A 17,406-nucleotide genomic window follows, 5' to 3' on the forward strand; every position below is an offset into this window, starting at 1 on the left:
CCTGAGAAAATTGCTTATGAGCTCAGTGAAACTTGATCTTAATTCTCCTGCTCTTGCGCGCAAGCGTAAGATTCGTAACTTAAAGGATAAAGTAGCCACCCACGGAATCGGGATCGGCGGAATCAGCGTGATTATGACCATCATGCTGATTTTCTTGTATTTGCTTTATGAAGTTGCGCCTATGTTGAAATCTGCGAGTGTTGAAAAAATCGCAGAATATGACGTGCCGGGCTTGAATAGTGCAGATAAGTCAACCAAAACCATGTACCTGGCCACGGAAGAGCAAGCTGAAATCGGCATGCGCTTAACGGTTGCCGGTGACGTTTTGTTCTTTAATCTTAAAGACGGTGCGATCATTGAAACGGTTTCTTTGCTGGATGGCATTGATAGCCAGGTTAGCACGGTCAGCGAAGGCCGCATTGGCAGCCGATTGTTGATTCTGGGCCTTGAGAATGGCCAGGCGCTGCTTGTGAAGCACAAGTACAACGCAGAATACGATGCGGACGGCGTCAGAACCTTACTTCCTGAAGTTGTGTATCCATACGGTGAAGAGCCGATTGATCTTCTGGAAGAGCCGATTGTTTCCGTTGCGATGAATGAAGACGATGAGAACATGGTGCTGGTGGCGTCAGGCAACAGTGCAACGGCCCAAATTGTTCATTTTGAAAAAGAAGAAGATTTATTTGGTGATGGCTATGAATTAGAGCGTTACGACGCGCCGTCATTCGAACTTAGCCAGCGTGCTGACTTCCTGGTCATTGACGCTGAGATGGATTGGTTGTTTTCTGCTAATAAGTCGGGAACGATGGAACGCTTCAATATTGAAGACGTGGACGCCGTTGAGCGTTTTGAAGTAACCCGTGTAGTAGATAAGGGTGAAAGCCTGACGCAGTTTGAGCCGTTATTGGGCGGTATATCAATACTGATTTCCGACACGGCGGGCCGTACCGCTCAGTGGTTCATGGCCAGAGATGAAGAGGGTACGCCTCAATTCATGAAGGTTCGTGCCTTTGAAGCGGAAGAAGATCCGCAGTCCATTCGTCTTATAGCAACCGAAGAGCGACGCAAAGGTTTTTATACCGTCGATCAAAACGGTGTGGTTTCTATTTATAACACCACAGCTCACCGCAGCCTGTTGGAAGAAAAGCTGGTGGAGAGTCACGTTGATTTTATGGTAGTGGCGCCACGAGCCAATGCCTTGCTTGTAGAAACCGCAGCAAAGCTGAAAGTGTGGGAAGTTGAAAACAAGCACCCGGAGGTTTCCTGGAGCTCGTTGTGGCATGAAGTCTGGTACGAGGATTACGACGAGCCGGATTACATTTGGCAGTCATCCGCTGCAACCAATGATTTTGAGCCTAAGATGAGCTTGGCGCCGTTGGCTTTTGGTACGATCAAAGCAGCCCTTTACGCCATGCTGTTCGCGATTCCTCTGGCCATTTGTGGCGCTATTTATACCGCTTACTTCATGGCGCCTGAGTGGCGTCGTAAGGTAAAACCTGTCATTGAGTTGATGGAAGCATTGCCAACAGTGATCATCGGTTTCTTGGCTGGCTTGTTCCTGGCTCCGTTCATTGAAACCAATTTATCCGGTGTCTTTACGTTATTGATTGTGCTGCCGGTCGGAATTTTATTGTTTGGTTTTGCCTGGGCGAATTTACCGAAATCAATTCGTCACCGAGTGCCGGATGGCTGGGACGCTGCACTGCTTATTCCTGTGTTGTTGTTCTTGGTTTGGTTCAGCCTGGCGTTGGCGACACCGATAGAACTTGCATTCTTCGGGGGCGATATGCGCACCTGGATTTCTCATGACTTAGGCATTTCTTTTGACCAGCGTAATGCGTTGGTGGTGGGCATTGCGATGGGCTTTGCGGTGATTCCTTCGATCTTCTCGATTGCTGAAGATGCCATTTTCAGTGTGCCAAAGCATTTAAGCCACGGTTCGCTGGCTTTGGGCGCAACCCCTTGGCAGACCTTAGTGCGCGTGGTCATGCCAACGGCAAGTCCGGGTATCTTCTCTGCAGTCATGATCGGTATGGGTCGAGCGGTGGGTGAGACCATGATTGTGTTAATGGCAACAGGTAACACCCCGGTGATGGATTGGAACATATTTGAAGGAATGCGTACTTTGTCGGCCAACATTGCCGTGGAAGTGGCGGAGTCTGAAGTACACAGTACGCACTATCGTGTCTTGTTCCTGGCTGCGTTTGTACTCTTCATGTTCACCTTCGTGGTGAACACGATTGCTGAGTTAATTCGTCAACGATTACGTAATAAGTACGGCTCGTTATAAACCCGGATTAGGTCGAATATAGGTATTAATGATGAATGTTTCAGTAAAAGATTGGTTTAAAAGCGGTTCGCCTTGGGTTTGGTTGAATGCCGGTGCGGTGTCGCTTTGTGTGATCATGGTGGTTGGCCTGTTGGGGTTGATTGCGGTAAAAGGCCTGGGCCACTTTTGGCCGAGCACTTTGTACGTCACTGAGTATCAGACTCGCTCTGGCGAACAAAAGACGTTATTGGGTGAAATTACAGACAGCGAGCTGGTGTCGGCGGTTCAGTTGAAATCTGCCGGTTATCAGGTGCCAGAGAACCTGGAATACATTGATCGTCAGCTGTTGAAGGTTGGCAACCGGGACGTATACGGCCAGGACTTCCGCTGGGTGCTTAGCTCCAGTGTGACTTCTCAGACAGTGCTTGAGGATATGGTCGGTATTGAGCGCCGTGAATGGGGTAATTTCTACGGTCAGCTGGTATCAGTCAAAGAGAACGGTAAAACGGTTGTTTCGGTTGCGGACGCTGGTTTTGATGCTACCTGGGAAGCACTACAAGCCCGAATTGAACGTGCGTTAACACTTCAGGATGAAATTCACGGCATCGAAACGGGCGCCATTGGCTCAATTAACTATGGTCTTGAGCGTCTTCGTTTGAAAGAGCGTGGTCTTGAACTGCAGGGTGATACCGACCCGATTAAACTTCAGGGCATTGTTGAAGAGCGCGCTGCTTTGAATGCCGAGTACGAAGTGCTCAAAGAAGAATTGAACGCCTTGTACCAACAGGCTCAACGCGATCAGCTTGTGGCGACCACCATTGATGGTCAAGAAGTTGAAATGACGTTAAGCAAAGTGGTGTTGGCTTACGCGCCGAACAACATGGGGCTGTTTGATAAGATCATTCACTACATTGGTAAGCTGGGTGAGTTCTTATTGGATGACCCTCGCGAAGCTAATACCGAAGGTGGTATTTTCCCGGCGATCTTCGGCACTGTAATGATGGTATTGCTGATGTCTATCATGGTGACGCCGTTTGGTGTGGTGGCAGCAGTTTACTTGCGTGAATACGCTAAGCAAGGGCCGGTGACTCAGGTGATTCGTATTGCGGTAAATAACCTGGCGGGTGTGCCTTCCATTGTTTACGGTGTGTTTGGCTTGGGTTTCTTTATTTACTTTTTAGGCGGCTCAATTGATCAGTTGTTTTATCCGGAGGCATTGCCGGCGCCGACGTTTGGTACACCGGGTTTATTGTGGGCTTCTTTGACTCTGGCTATTCTGACGGTGCCTGTGGTGATTGTCGCCACAGAAGAAGGTTTGTCCCGAATTCCTCGTGCTGTACGTGAAGGCAGCCTGGCGTTGGGTGCCACTAAGTTTGAGACGTTGTGGCGAGTGGTGTTGCCTATGTCCAGCCCGGCGATTATGACCGGTGTTATTCTGGCGATTGCCCGTGCCGCAGGCGAAGTAGCGCCGCTGATGTTGGTGGGTGTGGTTAAATTGGCGCCATCACTGCCGCTGGACTGGAACTACCCGTTCATCCACCTGGATCGTAAATTCATGCACTTGGGCTTCCATATTTATGATGTTGGCTTCCAGAGCCCGAACGTTGAAGCGGCAAGACCATTGGTCTACGCAACGGCCTTCTTATTGGTGTTGGTGATTGCTGTATTGAACCTGGCGGCAGTTGCGATTCGAAACAGCCTACGTGAAAAGTATAAAGCGCTAGAACATTAGTCATCGGTTTTCGAAGACGAAAACCAACCACAGAATTCAATTTTTAGATTAGGTATTAAGCCATGACAGACCAAACAATGAACGAAGTGCCAACGCATGGGGTTGATATTTCAGCCCTTGGTCGCACCAACGAAGAGCGTCAATTGGCCAACGAAGAAATGTGTCTTGAAGTAAGAAATCTTCAGCTCTACTACGGCGAGAAGCGGGCCTTGCATGGCATTAACATGCACATTCCGAAGAATCGTGTAACGGCTTTTATCGGCCCGTCCGGTTGTGGTAAGTCAACCTTGCTGCGTTGTTTCAACCGAATGAATGATTTGGTTGATAGTTGTAAAATCGAAGGTCAGATCCTATTGGATAATGACAATATTTATGAGCGCTCTGTTGATGTGACTGAGTTGCGACGTCGGGTCGGAATGGTGTTTCAGAAGCCGAACCCTTTCCCGAAAAGTATTTATGAAAACGTAGCTTATGGCTTGCGTATTCAGGGCATTAATAACAAACGCACGCTGGATGAAGTGGTTGAGCAATCACTGCGCGGCGCCGCTTTGTGGGATGAAGTCAAAGATCGTCTGCATGACAGTGCGTTAGGCATGTCGGGTGGTCAGCAACAACGTTTGGTGATCGCACGTACCATTGCTGTTAAGCCGGATGTACTACTTCTGGATGAGCCAGCATCAGCACTTGACCCGATTTCTACATTGAAGATCGAAGAACTGATCAACGAACTCAAGAACGAATACACCATCGTGATTGTAACGCACAACATGCAGCAAGCCGCTCGTGTTTCGGACTACACAGCGTTTATGTACATGGGGGATTTGATCGAGTTTGGTGATACCAACCAGATCTTCACCAACCCGAATCAAAAGCAGACGGAAGACTATATTACTGGTCGTTACGGCTAAATACTGGTTATAGTCTTGGTAAAGCCTCGTGATTGCAGGCTGAAACATAAATTTAATACAGCATGAGAGATTATGCGTCTATCCTTATGATAAGTAATAATAAATGGATTTGACGCTATCTTTGGCGGTGAACAAATAATGAATACTGTAAAAGACTCACACACACATCACATTTCTCAGCAGTTCAATGAAGAACTGGAAGGTGTGAAAAAAAGCATGTTAGAAATGGGCGGGCTTGTCGAGAAGCAAGTGCGTGATGCCATTAAATCATTGATTAATGCCGACACTGAGTTGGCGGACATCGTTGTAGAACGCGATGAACTGGTCAATGATATGGAGTTGAACATTGATCAGGAATGCACCCAGATTTTGGCGAAGCGACAGCCGGCGGCCAGTGATTTACGATTGGTTTTGGCTGTGTCTAAGTGCATCAGTGACCTGGAACGCATCGGTGACGAAGCGGCTAAAATTGCCCGTTTGGCGGCGGAACTGACAGAGCAGGGCGAGTCTCAGCCTGGGTTTGTAGAAGTTCGTCATATTGGTGAAGAAGTCTCTTCGATGATTCAGCAAGCGCTGACGGCCTTTGCTCGCTTGGACGTGGACTCGGCATTGAAAGTGGCTCACGATGATAAAATCGTGGATCTGGAGTACCGCAGTACGGTGCGTGAACTGATTACTTATATGATGGAAGACCCACGCAGCATTTCGCGTGTGCTGAACATTATTTGGTGTTTGCGCGCGCTTGAGCGTGTGGGCGACCATGCAATGAATATTGGTGAGCATGTGATTTATCTGGCCAAGGGCCTGGACGTTCGCCACATGGACATTGAACAGGTTGAAGATAAACTGGAAACAGTCAATAAATAGATTCAGAGCCTGATTCAAAAAACCGCAGTTTTTACTGCGGTTTTTTTGTTTAAGGCGCAGGATATTTTCCTTTCAGTTTTGATAACATAACACTGGATATCAATGTATTGAGAGTGGTCTGGTATGGAATGGTTTTTTGCGATGAACTCGGATTTGTCGGATTGGTTCTGGGATTATCGCCAGTTGCTGGTGACGTCCTGGATTGCGGTTATTCTGGTGATTTATGGGGGTAAACTGAACGCATTGGTCAGGCGCGTTATGCAGCCGTATCACTTTCTGTTCAGGATGGTTGCGTTTATTCTATTGTGTACATTTGGTTATGGTGCCATTGCTATTTATGGTCAGTTGGCGATTAACTTTGGATTACTGCACATCAAAACAGACTGGTTTGCGGGGATTGTAATTCTGGTGTACCTGGTTTTGAGCGTGTTGGCCGAACGAAAGCGGCAAGCGTGATGTTTAGGTTTAGGGGGAGGGAGGCTATACGGTGACTCAGTCACCGTAAATAGCGCATGTCTTTGATTTGGAAACAATTCATAAGACACTTTATGCGGTGTTCAATCCCTTGTAGGTAAACCCTTTACCTTGCCGCCAGTAGTGCGTCCTGCAATACTTCCTCTTTCCAATGAGGTTCTGGCGTGGCATCCGTTGCCTGTCCCTGTTTGGCTTTCCAAAGCCGTTCCTTGCAGATAAACATTCCTTTTGTTTATCGGTCGACTCCCTGTCCACACGTATAATTTAAATGGTTTTAGATGACATTTTTGTGAACCATTCGGTATGTTGTGATAACAAAATAGCGTGGATTATTTTTGATCTTTAAAATCAACGAGTTACTTTTCTTTGAACGAAGTTTTTCAGTGATTTCACGGTTAAAATATGGCGAATGTCTTACATGGTCAGTCGTGCTAAATGGCAGGTTCAGGATCACCTTATTGAGATCGAGCCTGTGGACAATGTGCACGCTGGAATATAATGTGGATTATTTCCAATATGGACCTTTGGACAACCTATGTTTGAATCACTTAAAAAATCACTGCGTCTGCTGTTAACGCCTGAGCTTCGGTGGTATTTGTTGGGCCCTTTGCTGGTTAATATCACGCTGTTCGGTGTGCTTGGTTACTATCTTTTAAGTTGGATTCCAGACTTAATGATCACCGCTGATGGCTACCTGCCCACCTGGTTGACTTGGTTAAGTTGGCTGATTGCTCCTGTGGTGATTATTTCGGTGGTGCTGATCGGCATTTCGACCTTTAATATCATCGGTAATATTATTGCTGCACCTTTAAATGCATTTCTGAGCGAAAAAGTTGAAAAGCTGGTGTTGGGCGATGATTACCAAAACCCGGAAGAGCGAACCATTGCCTCCGAAGTAATTCATGCGCTGGCCAGAGAGATGAAGAAGCTTTGGTATTATTTACCGCGTCTGTTGGTGGTATTGGTGATTACGCTTATTCCTGGAGTGAACCTCGTTGCGCCAGTGGTTTGGTTTTTGTTTGGTGCTTGGTTAATGGCGTTTCAGTATTTTGATTATCCGCTGGATAATAATCGATTTGATTTCGATAAGAGTAAAACCTGGATTCATCAGCGACCATTAAAATCACTTACCTTCGGTGGCATAACCAGTATGCTGTTTTTAGTGCCGGCGTTGAATTTATTTATGATGCCACTGTGCGTAGTCTGGGCAACTATGGTCTGGATTGGAGAAAAAGAGAAGAAGTAAAAGAGAGAGAAAATAAGTAAGTTGCCGATATGACAATAATTATTCTATTAATAGTTATTATCATATCAGCTACCGCAGTCCTTATGCGATCAGCATCCTGCCGATATCATCCGTACTACAAGAGACCATTCCTTCGATCTTAGGATGTGTCTTTAGGCAGACAAAACTAACACCGTCCGGTGTGTACTATCCATGTTTTTATTATTTGCTATCCATACTTGACTCGACCGTGAGTCTGTATCATCCGTGATACTTCCATGTTGTGAAGCTAGTTTCCTTGCTTCTTACCCTGAGTCCTTAGGGTTGTCCCTGTGCTGTCCATGCGGAAGCTTAATCCAAGCTTCAGGCCCTGATCCTCAGGGTTATCCTTGTGCACTCCATGCTGAAGCCGTTCCTGGCTCCTTTACCTCAATCCCAGAGGTGTCCGTTATTTCGTCCCTGTGAAGCTTACCCTTGCTTCTTACCTCAGTCCCGAGGTGTCCTGTACGTCCTTGCTTTGGGTCTGACTTCAATGTCCCTGACCACGAAATAAATAATAACAGTAAAAAGGGGGGTAAAAAGGTGAATTACGTCCGGTTAGAGTGTGATGAGTATTTGTTCAGTTAATATTAGTCTTTATAAATCATTGGGTTAGATTATGTAGGTGGTTGTCATTCTCATTTGTAAGTAGTGATGTAAGAGTAATTTCTTACTTGTCTGTAAGATATATCTCACATTTGGTTGGGGCTTACTCGTATGGGTGTATAAAAATCATACAGTTATGGTGAGTAGTTAAGAGGAATTTTAGAGTAAAACCTGTTCAGTTCGGCCAGGGAAACTCAGCGCTTCAGCCAATTCTTTCTGATATTTGGTCAAGTATAGTAGTGATTTTGGGTGGGGGAGTAGTGACGTGGGATTTTCAACAGAACAAGTGGTTGAAGTGTTCAAAAAGGGGTTTCCGGAAAGCAGGGCGTTTATTGAAAGCGTAGAGCCTATGAAGGCGACCATGAGGTTGCCTGCCAACACCAAACATTTAAGGCCTGGCGCAACGGTTTCTGGCCCCGCTATGATGACCCTGACGGACGCAGTGATGTGGGTGGCTATTATTGGGGAAAAGGGGGAGAAAGGGTTTAACAGTGTGACCTCTAACTTAAGTATTAATTTTTTATCCCGGCCAAAACACGGTGACTTGATTGCCAAAGCAGAAATATTAAAGCTTGGCCGACGTCTGGCAGTGGGTGAAGTCCGGTTATACAGCGCGGATGACCCGGAACCTGTGGCTTTTTCCACCGTAACCTATGTGATACCGAGTGACTGAATGCCAATGAATGATCTCTTTTTGTAAAAAAGAATTTCCTGGCTGTAAGCCTTTGTTATTCTCTGCTGGCTGTCACATTTTTAATGTCTATAGTTAGGGTAAGTTAGTTCTGACATTCAAGGTGGGACGAAAGCATTATGATCGGAGATGCTCAAAAAGAGAATGAAGATCTCATTTGGGATCTAGATGATTTTGGCAAGCAGCAACTGGCCAAACAATTTGCGATGCTATTTGAAAACAGGCTTTGCGTTTATTCTGAGTCAGTAGAACAGCTTTATACCAACTATTCGATGAACTTCCCATCCAATCAAAATTCAAAAATGGTTGTGTTGCCCAACCCGTATGCGTATCACGACACCATCAGCCACATTAATTTTGATGCCATTAAGCCAACGGGCATTGTGGTGTTGCCTGGTGAGCTGGTTGGGCGAAGTGGGTTGCATGTTACTATTCTGGTTAAGAATAAACACGTTGCAAACAAACCGATCCCTTTTAAGAAAGCCATTGCTCATGTGGTGGGAACCCATAAAAAAGCCGGAGACACTTTTTTACCGGTGCTGGTGAAAGGCGATTTGCGCGAGTTTAATCAAACCTTGCCTTACATGCATTTGCATCGAATTAAACCGGAGTTCCTGGCGATGTTATCTGAGTTTGATCGTTCGGATATTGAAAGGGTGGTGTCGGATAAGCTTAAGAAACTGTATATCGATTCAGATCGGGTGGCGCTGAACGCCGCGCATTGATGAACGACGTGGATCGAATGCATGCAAACCGCAGTTAAATGACTTTCAGCGGTTTGCCAGCAAGGATCTAAATTAACCGTTTTTTTGCTTTAGCTCTTCAATACGGTCAATGTAAGTTTGCATTGCCTGGTCTGAGCTTTGACCTTTCAGCTTTTCCCATGCATTCCATTTAGCGCGACCAACAAAGTCTGTCATGCCAGGCTTTTTGCCATTCACATCACCTTCGGCTGCTTGCTTGTAAAGCGCGTAAAGCTCAAGCTTAAGATCGTTTGAAGGCTTGAAGTCTCCTTCTGCAGTTTGTACGTAGTTTACTGCTGCTTCAAATGTGGCTTTTAAGTCAGACATGATGCCTCTCCTGTTTTTAGGGCTTATTGTAAGGGGTATCCGCTCTTCTTTATTTTGAAGAGCGAATCATTTTAGCGCTAAATCAAAGGCATGCAATGCCTTATTCAGACAGAAGGTTATCAGACCCTTGAATGGCCGTTCAAATATCGGGGCAGAAGTGCTTCCACGCCCTTGCCGAAACGCCTGAATGGCATCAATTGGCCTCATATGTCGTTAAGCTGTCTTAATTGGTCATCATCCTGTTTTCTGATTGTTAATAGAATGAAGAAGTCTATTGATAACAATAAAAATATAAAGGATGCTCAATCATGGCTCTGAGACAAGCGCTATTCGTACTCGTTTTCTTATTCAGTCCCTTCGTGTCGGCAGAAAGTTACATCTATCTGACCAACAACACGATGGAGACGTTAACCCTACAGACCCGTCAAACAGGTCATACTAATATTACTCATGGCAATGAGTGGCAACAGCTGGCAACCGAAGTGCCGCCGTTGGGCACGGTTAAGTTTTTAAGATTTAATCGTGATCAGGGAATCAAGTGGGGTAAGGACTATTACTTCACAACCACGGTTTCCGGCAACGACCAACAAGCGACTTTGCGCCAGAAGCTGCAAGGCACAATGACATTCAGCAAAATGTGGTTGTCCGCTGAAGAAGATCCTTGGTATTACGATCGGGAAATTCACAACATTCGTCTGTCTGACGAAGGTGCGGGCACCGAGTTGGCTTTTAAGTCTGAAGTGGCTCGTGTTTCCGGAGATGATATTCGCTACGTGATTCATAAGAACTGGCAGCAGGAAGCGTCAGCGGACTACAGTAATCAGCTTAAGGTCCTGAATTATAATACCTGGATTTTGCTGCCGGGCATCATTGCTAAAAATTCATCGGCTCGCTTAGACACCATTGCGGAATACGTGAAAGGCTATGACGTGGTTGTTTTTGAAGAGGTGTTTGATCCGGTATTAACGGCCAAATTCCGCAGTGCACTGCGAGATGAATACCCGTTCCAGACGGATATTCCGTGGAAATTTGGTAAAATATTAAACGGCGGTTCTTTCATTGCGAGTCGCTGGCCGATTGTGGAGCAGGACAGTCAGGTTTACGATGCGTGTCGTAAAGATGGTTGCCTGGCCGCGAAAGGGATCAACTATGCGAAGATTATGAAAGGCAGCAACGCGTTCCACATCTTTGGCACTCACACCCACGCTTATACCAGCGAAGCGGACATCGCCGTGCGTTTCCAACATCTGGCGCAATTTAAAGCCATGGTGGACAGTAAGCAGATTCCTGAGATTGAGCCTGTCATTATGGCGGGAGACTTCAATGTCGATAAGGTGAATTACCCTGCTGAGCACCAAGAGTTTCTGACGCTGTTGAATGGTACTGAGCCCGAGGCGATTGGTGAATATGAGTTCTCATACGCAGGCCCTGTCAATGTGTATGCGGATGATGAATACAACGAGTATCTGGATTATGTGCTGTATTCGAACGAGCATATGGCGCCGTTCTATTCCACCAACAAGTTGCTGGTGCCTCGCAGTATTTCGTCTGAGCACTGGGGAAGCTGGGATTTGTCGGATCACTATCCGGTGGTGGGTGAGTTTGAATTCCCGTTACCGAGTGAGTACGTTGGTGATTAAAACCTGACGTTTTGTTTGTGAAAAGGCTGTAGCGATACAGCCTTTTTTATTGGCTGACGACTTGGTTTCTGCCGTTTTGTTTGGCTCGATAGAGGGCAGAATCAGAACGCTCGATCAGTGACTCTTTGGTGTCTTCCGGACCGAAGAAAGCCAAGCCGAATGAGGCGGTAATCTTAGAGATTTCCTGACCGGATTTTTTGTCTTTGATTTTTAATGAAGAGATTTTCTTGCGGGTATTTTCAGCAAGAATTTTAGCTTCCCGCATGGACGTTTTCGGCATTAAGATGGCAAACTCTTCACCGCCGTAACGGTATGGGATGTGGTTGGTGTCTTCACACATAAAATTCAACACCTGACCAATGCTTTTTAATACAGTATCACCCATCAAATGGCCATAGTTGTCATTGAAGGCTTTGAAGTGATCGACATCTAACAGGATGAGAGCATAGGCATCGCTGTCTCTTTTTTTGTCCAGGGTGGTAGCCAGTTTATTGTCGAAATGCCGGCGGTTGAATAATTTTGTTAATGTGTCTTTATTCGCGGCTTCTTTGGCTTCTTGCAGTTCTTGTTTGAGCTGGTTGATTTCCTGTTGTGCATCGCTCAGGACGTTTTTGAATTGTTTGGTGGTGCTGCTGACCAAACGGGTTTTTTCAGAAATGGTACTGATGATGGTTTTTAATTCTTCTTCATTGACCGAGCTATTCAAGGAGCGCAATGAAATAGTCAGTTCTCTTTCCAGATCGCCTGCGTTTTGCTCGGTAAAGGTTGCGGATTCGCTCATGTCGCTCATGACTTTCTGAAGATTGCTTTCCAGTTTGTCGTCAATGGAAAGTAAGTCATTGATTACATGACGTTTGAAAAGATCTAAACTTTGTTCATGGTTTAATGTGCCATAGTCTTTCAGGATGTTATTCAGGTCCGTGCTGAGTTTCTTATTTACCCCTGAACAATGGGTATACCAAATTCCGTAGTTGTACGGCGTGATCGGGACCTTACTTGCGGTCAACTCAGGAATGGATTTTTTTAGAATTTCGGCGGCCTTCTTCACATCTTCTTTATATTTCATGAATACTTATCCAATGGCACAAGAAATGGCTGTAAATTGAATATCATTAGTTTAGACAATCTTTGAACCATGCGGATGACAAATAACAAAAAGGAAGGGTTTAAATGCCTCGATTAACTTTAGATTTACCTGAAACCTTTGTATTTCAATGTACGCAGGTGGTTCGTGTTACTGATTTGAATTACGCCAATCATTTGGGAAACGATGCAATGATTTCACTGTTGCATGAAGCGCGTTGTCAGTTTTTGGCTCACTTTGGTTTCGTGGAATCCGATATTGATGGCGTTGGCCTGATGGTGACGGATTTAGCGACCATTTATAAAGCTGAGTGCTTTGCCGGAGATCAGCTGACTTTTGACGTGGGCGTTACCGACTTTAATAAATACGGTTGCGATGTGATTTACCGGGTCAGTAAAGATCAAGGTAACACTCTAGTGGCGCAGGCCAAGAATGGCGTGGTGTTTTTTGATTACCATCGCCGAACGCTGGTGAATGTCCCCTCTGTTTTCAAGAATCAGTTTTCTTCCGACGATTGATTGCCCGTCTGTTTTTTTGCAAGGCGATTGCACTTGGCGTAGTAAAGATGCTAAGTTTACCTTTACGTTAACGTTAAGTTGTCTTGTGAGCTATGTCCACGAAAAGAACCTACACCATCAGTGATCTTGCGGCGGAATTTGATGTGACGCCGCGCGCGATTCGTTTTTATGAATCAGAAGGTCTGTTGTCGCCTGAGAGAGCAGGGCAAAAACGCATTTATCACCAAAAAGACTATGTGTTGTTGAAGTTGATACTGCGAGGGAAACGGCTGGGGTGGTCTTTGGCGGAAAGTAAACAGCTGATCGACCTTTATGATCCCGAGCAGCAAAATCAGGAACAGTATCAACGCGTCCTGCAAAAAATTGAAGAAAGCAGGCTCCGATTGCAGCAACAAAGGCAAGACATTGAGTTGATGTTACTTGAACTGGATGAGCACCAAACACGTATCGAACACGCCATGAACTGAGTTTTAAGGCCGGACGATCGGCCTTCGTAGTAAAACCGATAACCAATAAAAATAATACAGACAAACATTGCACTTAACTCTTGAAGCCTAATTCTTGAAAGAGCATGTACAGCAAGACGTCGAGGTCGGAATTATGAAAAGTCAATACACCAGCCTGAGCTTCGGCTTGGGTGAAACCATAGATTTATTACGCAATCAAGTGAATGAATTTGCCCTGCGTGAAATTGCGCCGATTGCAGATCAAGTGGATAAATCCAATGAATTCCCGAACGAACTTTGGAAAAAGTTTGGCGACATGGGGCTGTTGGGGGTCACTGTTTCAGAGGAATACGGTGGTTCGGGGATGGGGTATTTAGCGCATGCGGTGGTGATGGAGGAAATCAGTCGGGCGTCTGCCTCGATAGGCCTGAGTTACGGGGCGTTTTCTAATCTCTGTGTGAACCAAATCTTCCGCAATGGCAATGAGCAGCAGAAACAAAAATACCTGCCGAAGCTGGTGGCGGGCGATTGGGTGGGAGCATTGGCGATGAGTGAGCCAAACGCCGGCTCGGATGTGGTCAGTATGAAGCTGCACGCCAAAGACATGGGTGACCACTATGTGCTTAATGGCAGCAAAATGTGGATTACCAATGGCCCGGACGCTGATGTGCTGGTGGTGTATGCCAAAACAGATCTGGATAAAGGCCCTCACGGCATTACGGCCTTTCTTATTGAAAAAACCTTCGCCGGATTTTCTACCGGTAAAAAGCTCGATAAATTAGGCATGCGCGGTTCTAACACGGCCCCTTTGTATTTTGATGACTGTGTGGTGCCAAAGGAAAATGTACTGGGTGAAGTCAATCAAGGCGTTCGGGTCTTAATGAGTGGCCTGGATTATGAACGCGTGGTGCTGTCGGGTGGACCGACCGGAATCATGCAGGCCGCCATGGATTTGGTGGTGCCTTACATCCATGAACGAGAACAGTTTGGTCAGGCCATTGGTGAGTTTCAGCTGATTCAGGGCAAGATCGCGGACATGTACTCCCGGATGAATGCATCCAAAGCCTACTTATACGCCGTGGCTGCGGCGTGTGACCGGGGAGAAACGGCCCGTAAAGACGCTGCGGGCGTGATTCTGTACACCGCAGAGGTGGCGACCCAGATCGCGTTGGATGCCATTCAGATACTGGGTGGAAATGGCTACATTAATGACTTCGCAGCGGGCCGTTTATTACGAGATGCTAAACTTTATGAAATTGGCGCCGGGACTTCCGAAGTCAGACGGATGTTGATTGGCCGCGAATTGTTTAATGAGTCTTGATTGTGTGGATAAGTGGTGCGGAAAAACTGTTACCTAATCGTTTGGGTATGGGAGTTGTGTTTTGCAGATTAGCAGCAAAATAGATACTAAATCTGAGAAGTTCGCCTCAAATTCAGCGAAAATGGCCGAATTGGTTGAACACCTTAATGGCCTGGTTGCTAAGATCGCTGAAGGGGGCGGTGAAGCTGCTCAGCAACGGCACCTTGCACGGGGTAAGCTGCTGGCCCGACAACGAATTACGGCATTATTGGATCCCGGCAGCCCATTTCTCGAAATAGGCCAATTAGCGGCCTACCAAGTTTATGGTGAAGACGTTCCGGCAGCGGGTGTGGTTGCAGGTATTGGCCAGGTGTCGGGGCAGGAATGCATGATTGTCGTGAACGACGCTACGGTCAAAGGCGGCTCTTATTACCCGCTGACGGTGAAGAAACACCTGCGTGCCCAGACCATTGCTGAACAAAATCATCTCCCTTGTATTTATCTGGTGGACTCCGGTGGTGCTAACCTGCCAAGGCAGGAAGAGGTTTTTCCTGATCGAGAACACTTCGGCCGGATCTTTTTTAATCAGGCCAATATGTCGGCAAAAGGCATTCCGCAAATTGCTGCAGTGATGGGCTCTTGTACAGCCGGAGGCGCTTATGTGCCAGCGATGGCGGATGAATCCATCATTGTAAAACAACAGGGCACAATTTTTCTGGCTGGGCCGCCTCTGGTGAAAGCGGCCACCGGTGAAGAAGTGACAGCCGAAGCTCTCGGCGGTGCGGATGTGCACTGCAAGCAATCGGGGGTGGCGGACCACTATGCCAACAATGATCACCATGCTTTGCACCTGGTTCGGCAGGCCATTGGCCGTTTAAACCGGGTGAAAGCCCATTCGCAGGATACACGGCCGACCCAGCCCCCGAAATACGACCCGAAAGAACTGTATGGTGTCGTACCTTGCGATTTAAAAACCCAGTACGACGTTCGGGAAGTCATTGCCAGAACGGTGGACGGCTCTGAGTTTGATGAATTCAAAGCGTTGTTTGGTACTACGCTGGTGTGTGGTTTTGCAAGAATTTATGGCATGCCGGTGGGCATTGTTGCCAATAACGGTATTTTATTTTCAGAATCGGCCCAAAAAGGTGCGCACTTCATTGAGTTGTGTGCTCAGCGCAAGATTCCGTTGGTGTTCCTGCAGAACATCACCGGCTTTATGGTCGGCAAAAAATACGAAGCGGAAGGAATTGCAAGACACGGCGCAAAAATGGTGACGGCGGTAGCCTGTGCCAAAGTCCCTAAGTTCACAGTGGTCATCGGCGGCAGTTTTGGTGCCGGTAATTATGGCATGTGTGGCCGGGCGTACGACCCAAGGTTTATGTTTATGTGGCCGAACGCCCGCATTTCGGTGATGGGAGGAGAGCAGGCCGCTGGCGTATTGGCTCAGGTAAAACGGGCCGGCATGGAAAAACGTGGTGAAAGCTGGAACGACCAGCAAGAGCAAGACTTTAAGCAACCAATTATTGATGACTATGAAATACAGGGTCACCCGTATTACTCCAGCGCTCGCCTGTGGGATGACGGTGTTATTGATCCGGCGGAGACGCGTAATGTTTTAGGCTTGTGTTTATCAGCTAGTCTTAATGCACCGATCGAAGAAACGCAATTTGGCGTTTTCAGAATGTAGTGATTTCCTTTGTATTAAACCACGCATGCAGGAGATTCAATCATGCCGCTGGTACTTGCAGAACAAAAACAGCCGGGGGTGTTGTGGCTGACCCTCAACCGCCCGGAGAAGCACAACGCGTTTAATGACCAAGTCATTTCAGAGCTGATTGCCCATCTTGATTCAGCGGAGTCGAACCCGGCTGTGCGGGTATTGGTGTTGGCTTCGGAAGGGGCCAGCTTCAGTGCGGGGGCCGATGTACACTGGATGCGCTCCATGAAAGACGCCAGTTACGAAGAAAATATTTACGATGCGCTGCAATTGGCTACTTTGTTGTATCGGTTGAATCACTGCTCCAAACCGACCATCTGCCGAGTGCAGGGGGCGGCGTTTGGCGGGGCCGTTGGTTTAGTCAGTTGTTGTGATATGGCGGTGGCAGTGGAGTCTGCCACATTTGCTTTGTCGGAAGTTAAGATTGGTTTGATTCCTGCCACCATCAGTCCGTATGTGGTGCGTGCCATGGGCGAGCGAAATGCCCGTCGTTTTTTTCAAACGGCCGAAACCTTCACCGCTGAGCGTGCCAACGCCATGCGCCTGCTGCATGAAGTGGTGGAGGATGAACAAGCCTTGGATGACCAGGTCTTGGCTTGGATTACCGCCTTGCTGGCCAATGGACCGATTGCCATGAGTGAATCAAGACAGTTGATCGCGGATGTGGTTGCCAGGCCATTAAGTGAGGAGATTGTCCGAACCACTTCCGAATGGATTGCGAAAGTACGGGTATCCCAGGAAGGTCAGGAAGGATTAAAAGCCTTTTTGGATAAAAGACCGCCGAGTTGGCAACAGGATTTGAATCAGTCGGAGGAATGAC

16 protein-coding genes are annotated in these 17,406 nt (G+C 46.9%); 14 read left to right on the forward strand and 2 right to left on the reverse strand.

Going from position 1 to position 17,406, the window contains the following annotated elements:
* Positions 1-16 precede the first annotated feature (16 nt).
* From ABD744_RS10510 to ABD744_RS10545, 8 genes are all read left to right on the forward strand, one after another.
* Positions 17-2,290 carry an ABC transporter permease subunit gene (locus tag ABD744_RS10510; RefSeq protein WP_344798264.1) on the forward strand — a complete coding sequence of 758 codons (2,274 nt, stop codon included), beginning with the start codon at positions 17-19 and terminating at the stop codon, positions 2,288-2,290.
* 31 nt (positions 2,291-2,321) lie between these two features.
* Positions 2,322-4,001, forward strand: coding sequence for a phosphate ABC transporter permease PstA (pstA, locus tag ABD744_RS10515; RefSeq protein ID WP_344798266.1), 1,680 nt, complete (start codon positions 2,322-2,324; stop codon positions 3,999-4,001).
* 77 nt (positions 4,002-4,078) lie between these two features.
* Positions 4,079-4,909, forward strand: coding sequence for a phosphate ABC transporter ATP-binding protein PstB (gene pstB / locus ABD744_RS10520; protein ID WP_344799611.1), 831 nt, complete (start codon positions 4,079-4,081; stop codon positions 4,907-4,909).
* A gap of 138 nt (positions 4,910-5,047) precedes the next feature.
* Positions 5,048-5,776 carry a phosphate signaling complex protein PhoU gene (gene phoU, locus ABD744_RS10525; protein WP_344798268.1) on the forward strand — a complete coding sequence of 243 codons (729 nt, stop codon included), beginning with the start codon at positions 5,048-5,050 and terminating at the stop codon, positions 5,774-5,776.
* Positions 5,777-5,899: 123 nt separating this feature from the next.
* Positions 5,900-6,232 (forward strand): DUF3392 family protein, encoded by a 333-nt coding sequence (locus ABD744_RS10530; protein ID WP_344798271.1) that lies wholly within the window; start codon positions 5,900-5,902, stop codon positions 6,230-6,232.
* Positions 6,233-6,785: 553 nt separating this feature from the next.
* Positions 6,786-7,496 (forward strand): sulfate transporter CysZ, encoded by a 711-nt coding sequence (gene cysZ / locus ABD744_RS10535; protein ID WP_344798273.1) that lies wholly within the window; start codon positions 6,786-6,788, stop codon positions 7,494-7,496.
* A gap of 889 nt (positions 7,497-8,385) precedes the next feature.
* Positions 8,386-8,793 carry a PaaI family thioesterase gene (locus ABD744_RS10540; RefSeq protein ID WP_344798275.1) on the forward strand — a complete coding sequence of 136 codons (408 nt, stop codon included), beginning with the start codon at positions 8,386-8,388 and terminating at the stop codon, positions 8,791-8,793.
* Positions 8,794-8,930: 137 nt separating this feature from the next.
* Positions 8,931-9,536 carry a hypothetical protein gene (locus ABD744_RS10545; RefSeq protein WP_344798277.1) on the forward strand — a complete coding sequence of 202 codons (606 nt, stop codon included), beginning with the start codon at positions 8,931-8,933 and terminating at the stop codon, positions 9,534-9,536.
* A 72-nt stretch (positions 9,537-9,608) separates the two neighbouring features.
* Here the strand turns inward: ABD744_RS10545 and ABD744_RS10550 are convergent, their stop codons facing one another.
* Positions 9,609-9,881, reverse strand: a complete 273-nt coding sequence (locus tag ABD744_RS10550) for an acyl-CoA-binding protein (RefSeq protein WP_344798278.1) — start codon at positions 9,879-9,881, stop codon at positions 9,609-9,611.
* A gap of 308 nt (positions 9,882-10,189) precedes the next feature.
* On the opposite strand from ABD744_RS10550, the gene ABD744_RS10555 reads away from it, so the two are divergent.
* Positions 10,190-11,521, forward strand: a complete 1,332-nt coding sequence (locus ABD744_RS10555; protein WP_344798280.1) for a sphingomyelin phosphodiesterase — start codon at positions 10,190-10,192, stop codon at positions 11,519-11,521.
* A 46-nt stretch (positions 11,522-11,567) separates the two neighbouring features.
* Here ABD744_RS10555 and ABD744_RS10560 read toward each other — a convergent pair whose 3' ends face one another.
* Entirely contained in the window at positions 11,568-12,587 is a 1,020-nt protein-coding gene (locus ABD744_RS10560; RefSeq protein ID WP_344798282.1) for a GGDEF domain-containing protein, read from the reverse strand.
* Between the two features lie 104 nt (positions 12,588-12,691).
* On the opposite strand from ABD744_RS10560, the gene ABD744_RS10565 reads away from it, so the two are divergent.
* The 5 genes from ABD744_RS10565 to ABD744_RS10585 all read left to right on the forward strand — a co-directional run bounded on the left by ABD744_RS10565 (position 12,692) and on the right by ABD744_RS10585 (position 17,405).
* Positions 12,692-13,123: a thioesterase family protein gene (locus ABD744_RS10565; protein ID WP_344798284.1), complete on the forward strand. Its 432-nt coding sequence runs from the start codon at positions 12,692-12,694 to the stop codon at positions 13,121-13,123.
* A gap of 92 nt (positions 13,124-13,215) precedes the next feature.
* Positions 13,216-13,590, forward strand: coding sequence for a MerR family transcriptional regulator (locus ABD744_RS10570; protein ID WP_344798286.1), 375 nt, complete (start codon positions 13,216-13,218; stop codon positions 13,588-13,590).
* Between the two features lie 133 nt (positions 13,591-13,723).
* On the forward strand, positions 13,724-14,890 hold the full coding sequence (locus tag ABD744_RS10575; protein WP_344798288.1) for an isovaleryl-CoA dehydrogenase: 1,167 nt from the start codon (positions 13,724-13,726) through the stop codon (positions 14,888-14,890).
* A gap of 121 nt (positions 14,891-15,011) precedes the next feature.
* Positions 15,012-16,556, forward strand: coding sequence for a carboxyl transferase domain-containing protein (locus ABD744_RS10580; RefSeq protein ID WP_344799612.1), 1,545 nt, complete (start codon positions 15,012-15,014; stop codon positions 16,554-16,556).
* Positions 16,557-16,598: 42 nt separating this feature from the next.
* On the forward strand, positions 16,599-17,405 hold the full coding sequence (locus ABD744_RS10585; protein WP_344798290.1) for an enoyl-CoA hydratase/isomerase family protein: 807 nt from the start codon (positions 16,599-16,601) through the stop codon (positions 17,403-17,405).
* Position 17,406: the final 1 nt, after the last annotated feature.

It is taken from the genome of Litoribacillus peritrichatus (genome assembly GCF_039537985.1).
Taxonomy (GTDB): Bacteria; Pseudomonadota; Gammaproteobacteria; order Pseudomonadales; family Litoribrevibacteraceae; genus Litoribacillus; species Litoribacillus peritrichatus.

Bases quoted from the DNA above. Each gene is read 5' to 3' on its own strand.
- ABD744_RS10575 (WP_344798288.1), top strand. From the start codon at position 13,724: ATGAAAAGTCAATACACCAGCCTGAGCTTCGGCTTGGGTGAAACCATA.
- phoU (WP_344798268.1), top strand. From the start codon at position 5,048: ATGAATACTGTAAAAGACTCACACACACATCACATTTCTCAGCAGTTC.
- ABD744_RS10565 (WP_344798284.1), top strand. From the start codon at position 12,692: ATGCCTCGATTAACTTTAGATTTACCTGAAACCTTTGTATTTCAATGT.
- ABD744_RS10550 (WP_344798278.1), bottom strand. From the start codon at position 9,881: ATGTCTGACTTAAAAGCCACATTTGAAGCAGCAGTAAACTACGTACAA.
- ABD744_RS10570 (WP_344798286.1), top strand. From the start codon at position 13,216: ATGTCCACGAAAAGAACCTACACCATCAGTGATCTTGCGGCGGAATTT.
- ABD744_RS10580 (WP_344799612.1), top strand. From the start codon at position 15,012: ATGGCCGAATTGGTTGAACACCTTAATGGCCTGGTTGCTAAGATCGCT.
- ABD744_RS10585 (WP_344798290.1), top strand. From the start codon at position 16,599: ATGCCGCTGGTACTTGCAGAACAAAAACAGCCGGGGGTGTTGTGGCTG.
- ABD744_RS10545 (WP_344798277.1), top strand. From the start codon at position 8,931: ATGATCGGAGATGCTCAAAAAGAGAATGAAGATCTCATTTGGGATCTA.
- ABD744_RS10510 (WP_344798264.1), top strand. From the start codon at position 17: ATGAGCTCAGTGAAACTTGATCTTAATTCTCCTGCTCTTGCGCGCAAG.
- ABD744_RS10555 (WP_344798280.1), top strand. From the start codon at position 10,190: ATGGCTCTGAGACAAGCGCTATTCGTACTCGTTTTCTTATTCAGTCCC.
- cysZ (WP_344798273.1), top strand. From the start codon at position 6,786: ATGTTTGAATCACTTAAAAAATCACTGCGTCTGCTGTTAACGCCTGAG.
- ABD744_RS10530 (WP_344798271.1), top strand. From the start codon at position 5,900: ATGGAATGGTTTTTTGCGATGAACTCGGATTTGTCGGATTGGTTCTGG.
- pstA (WP_344798266.1), top strand. From the start codon at position 2,322: ATGAATGTTTCAGTAAAAGATTGGTTTAAAAGCGGTTCGCCTTGGGTT.
- ABD744_RS10560 (WP_344798282.1), bottom strand. From the start codon at position 12,587: ATGAAATATAAAGAAGATGTGAAGAAGGCCGCCGAAATTCTAAAAAAA.
- pstB (WP_344799611.1), top strand. From the start codon at position 4,079: ATGAACGAAGTGCCAACGCATGGGGTTGATATTTCAGCCCTTGGTCGC.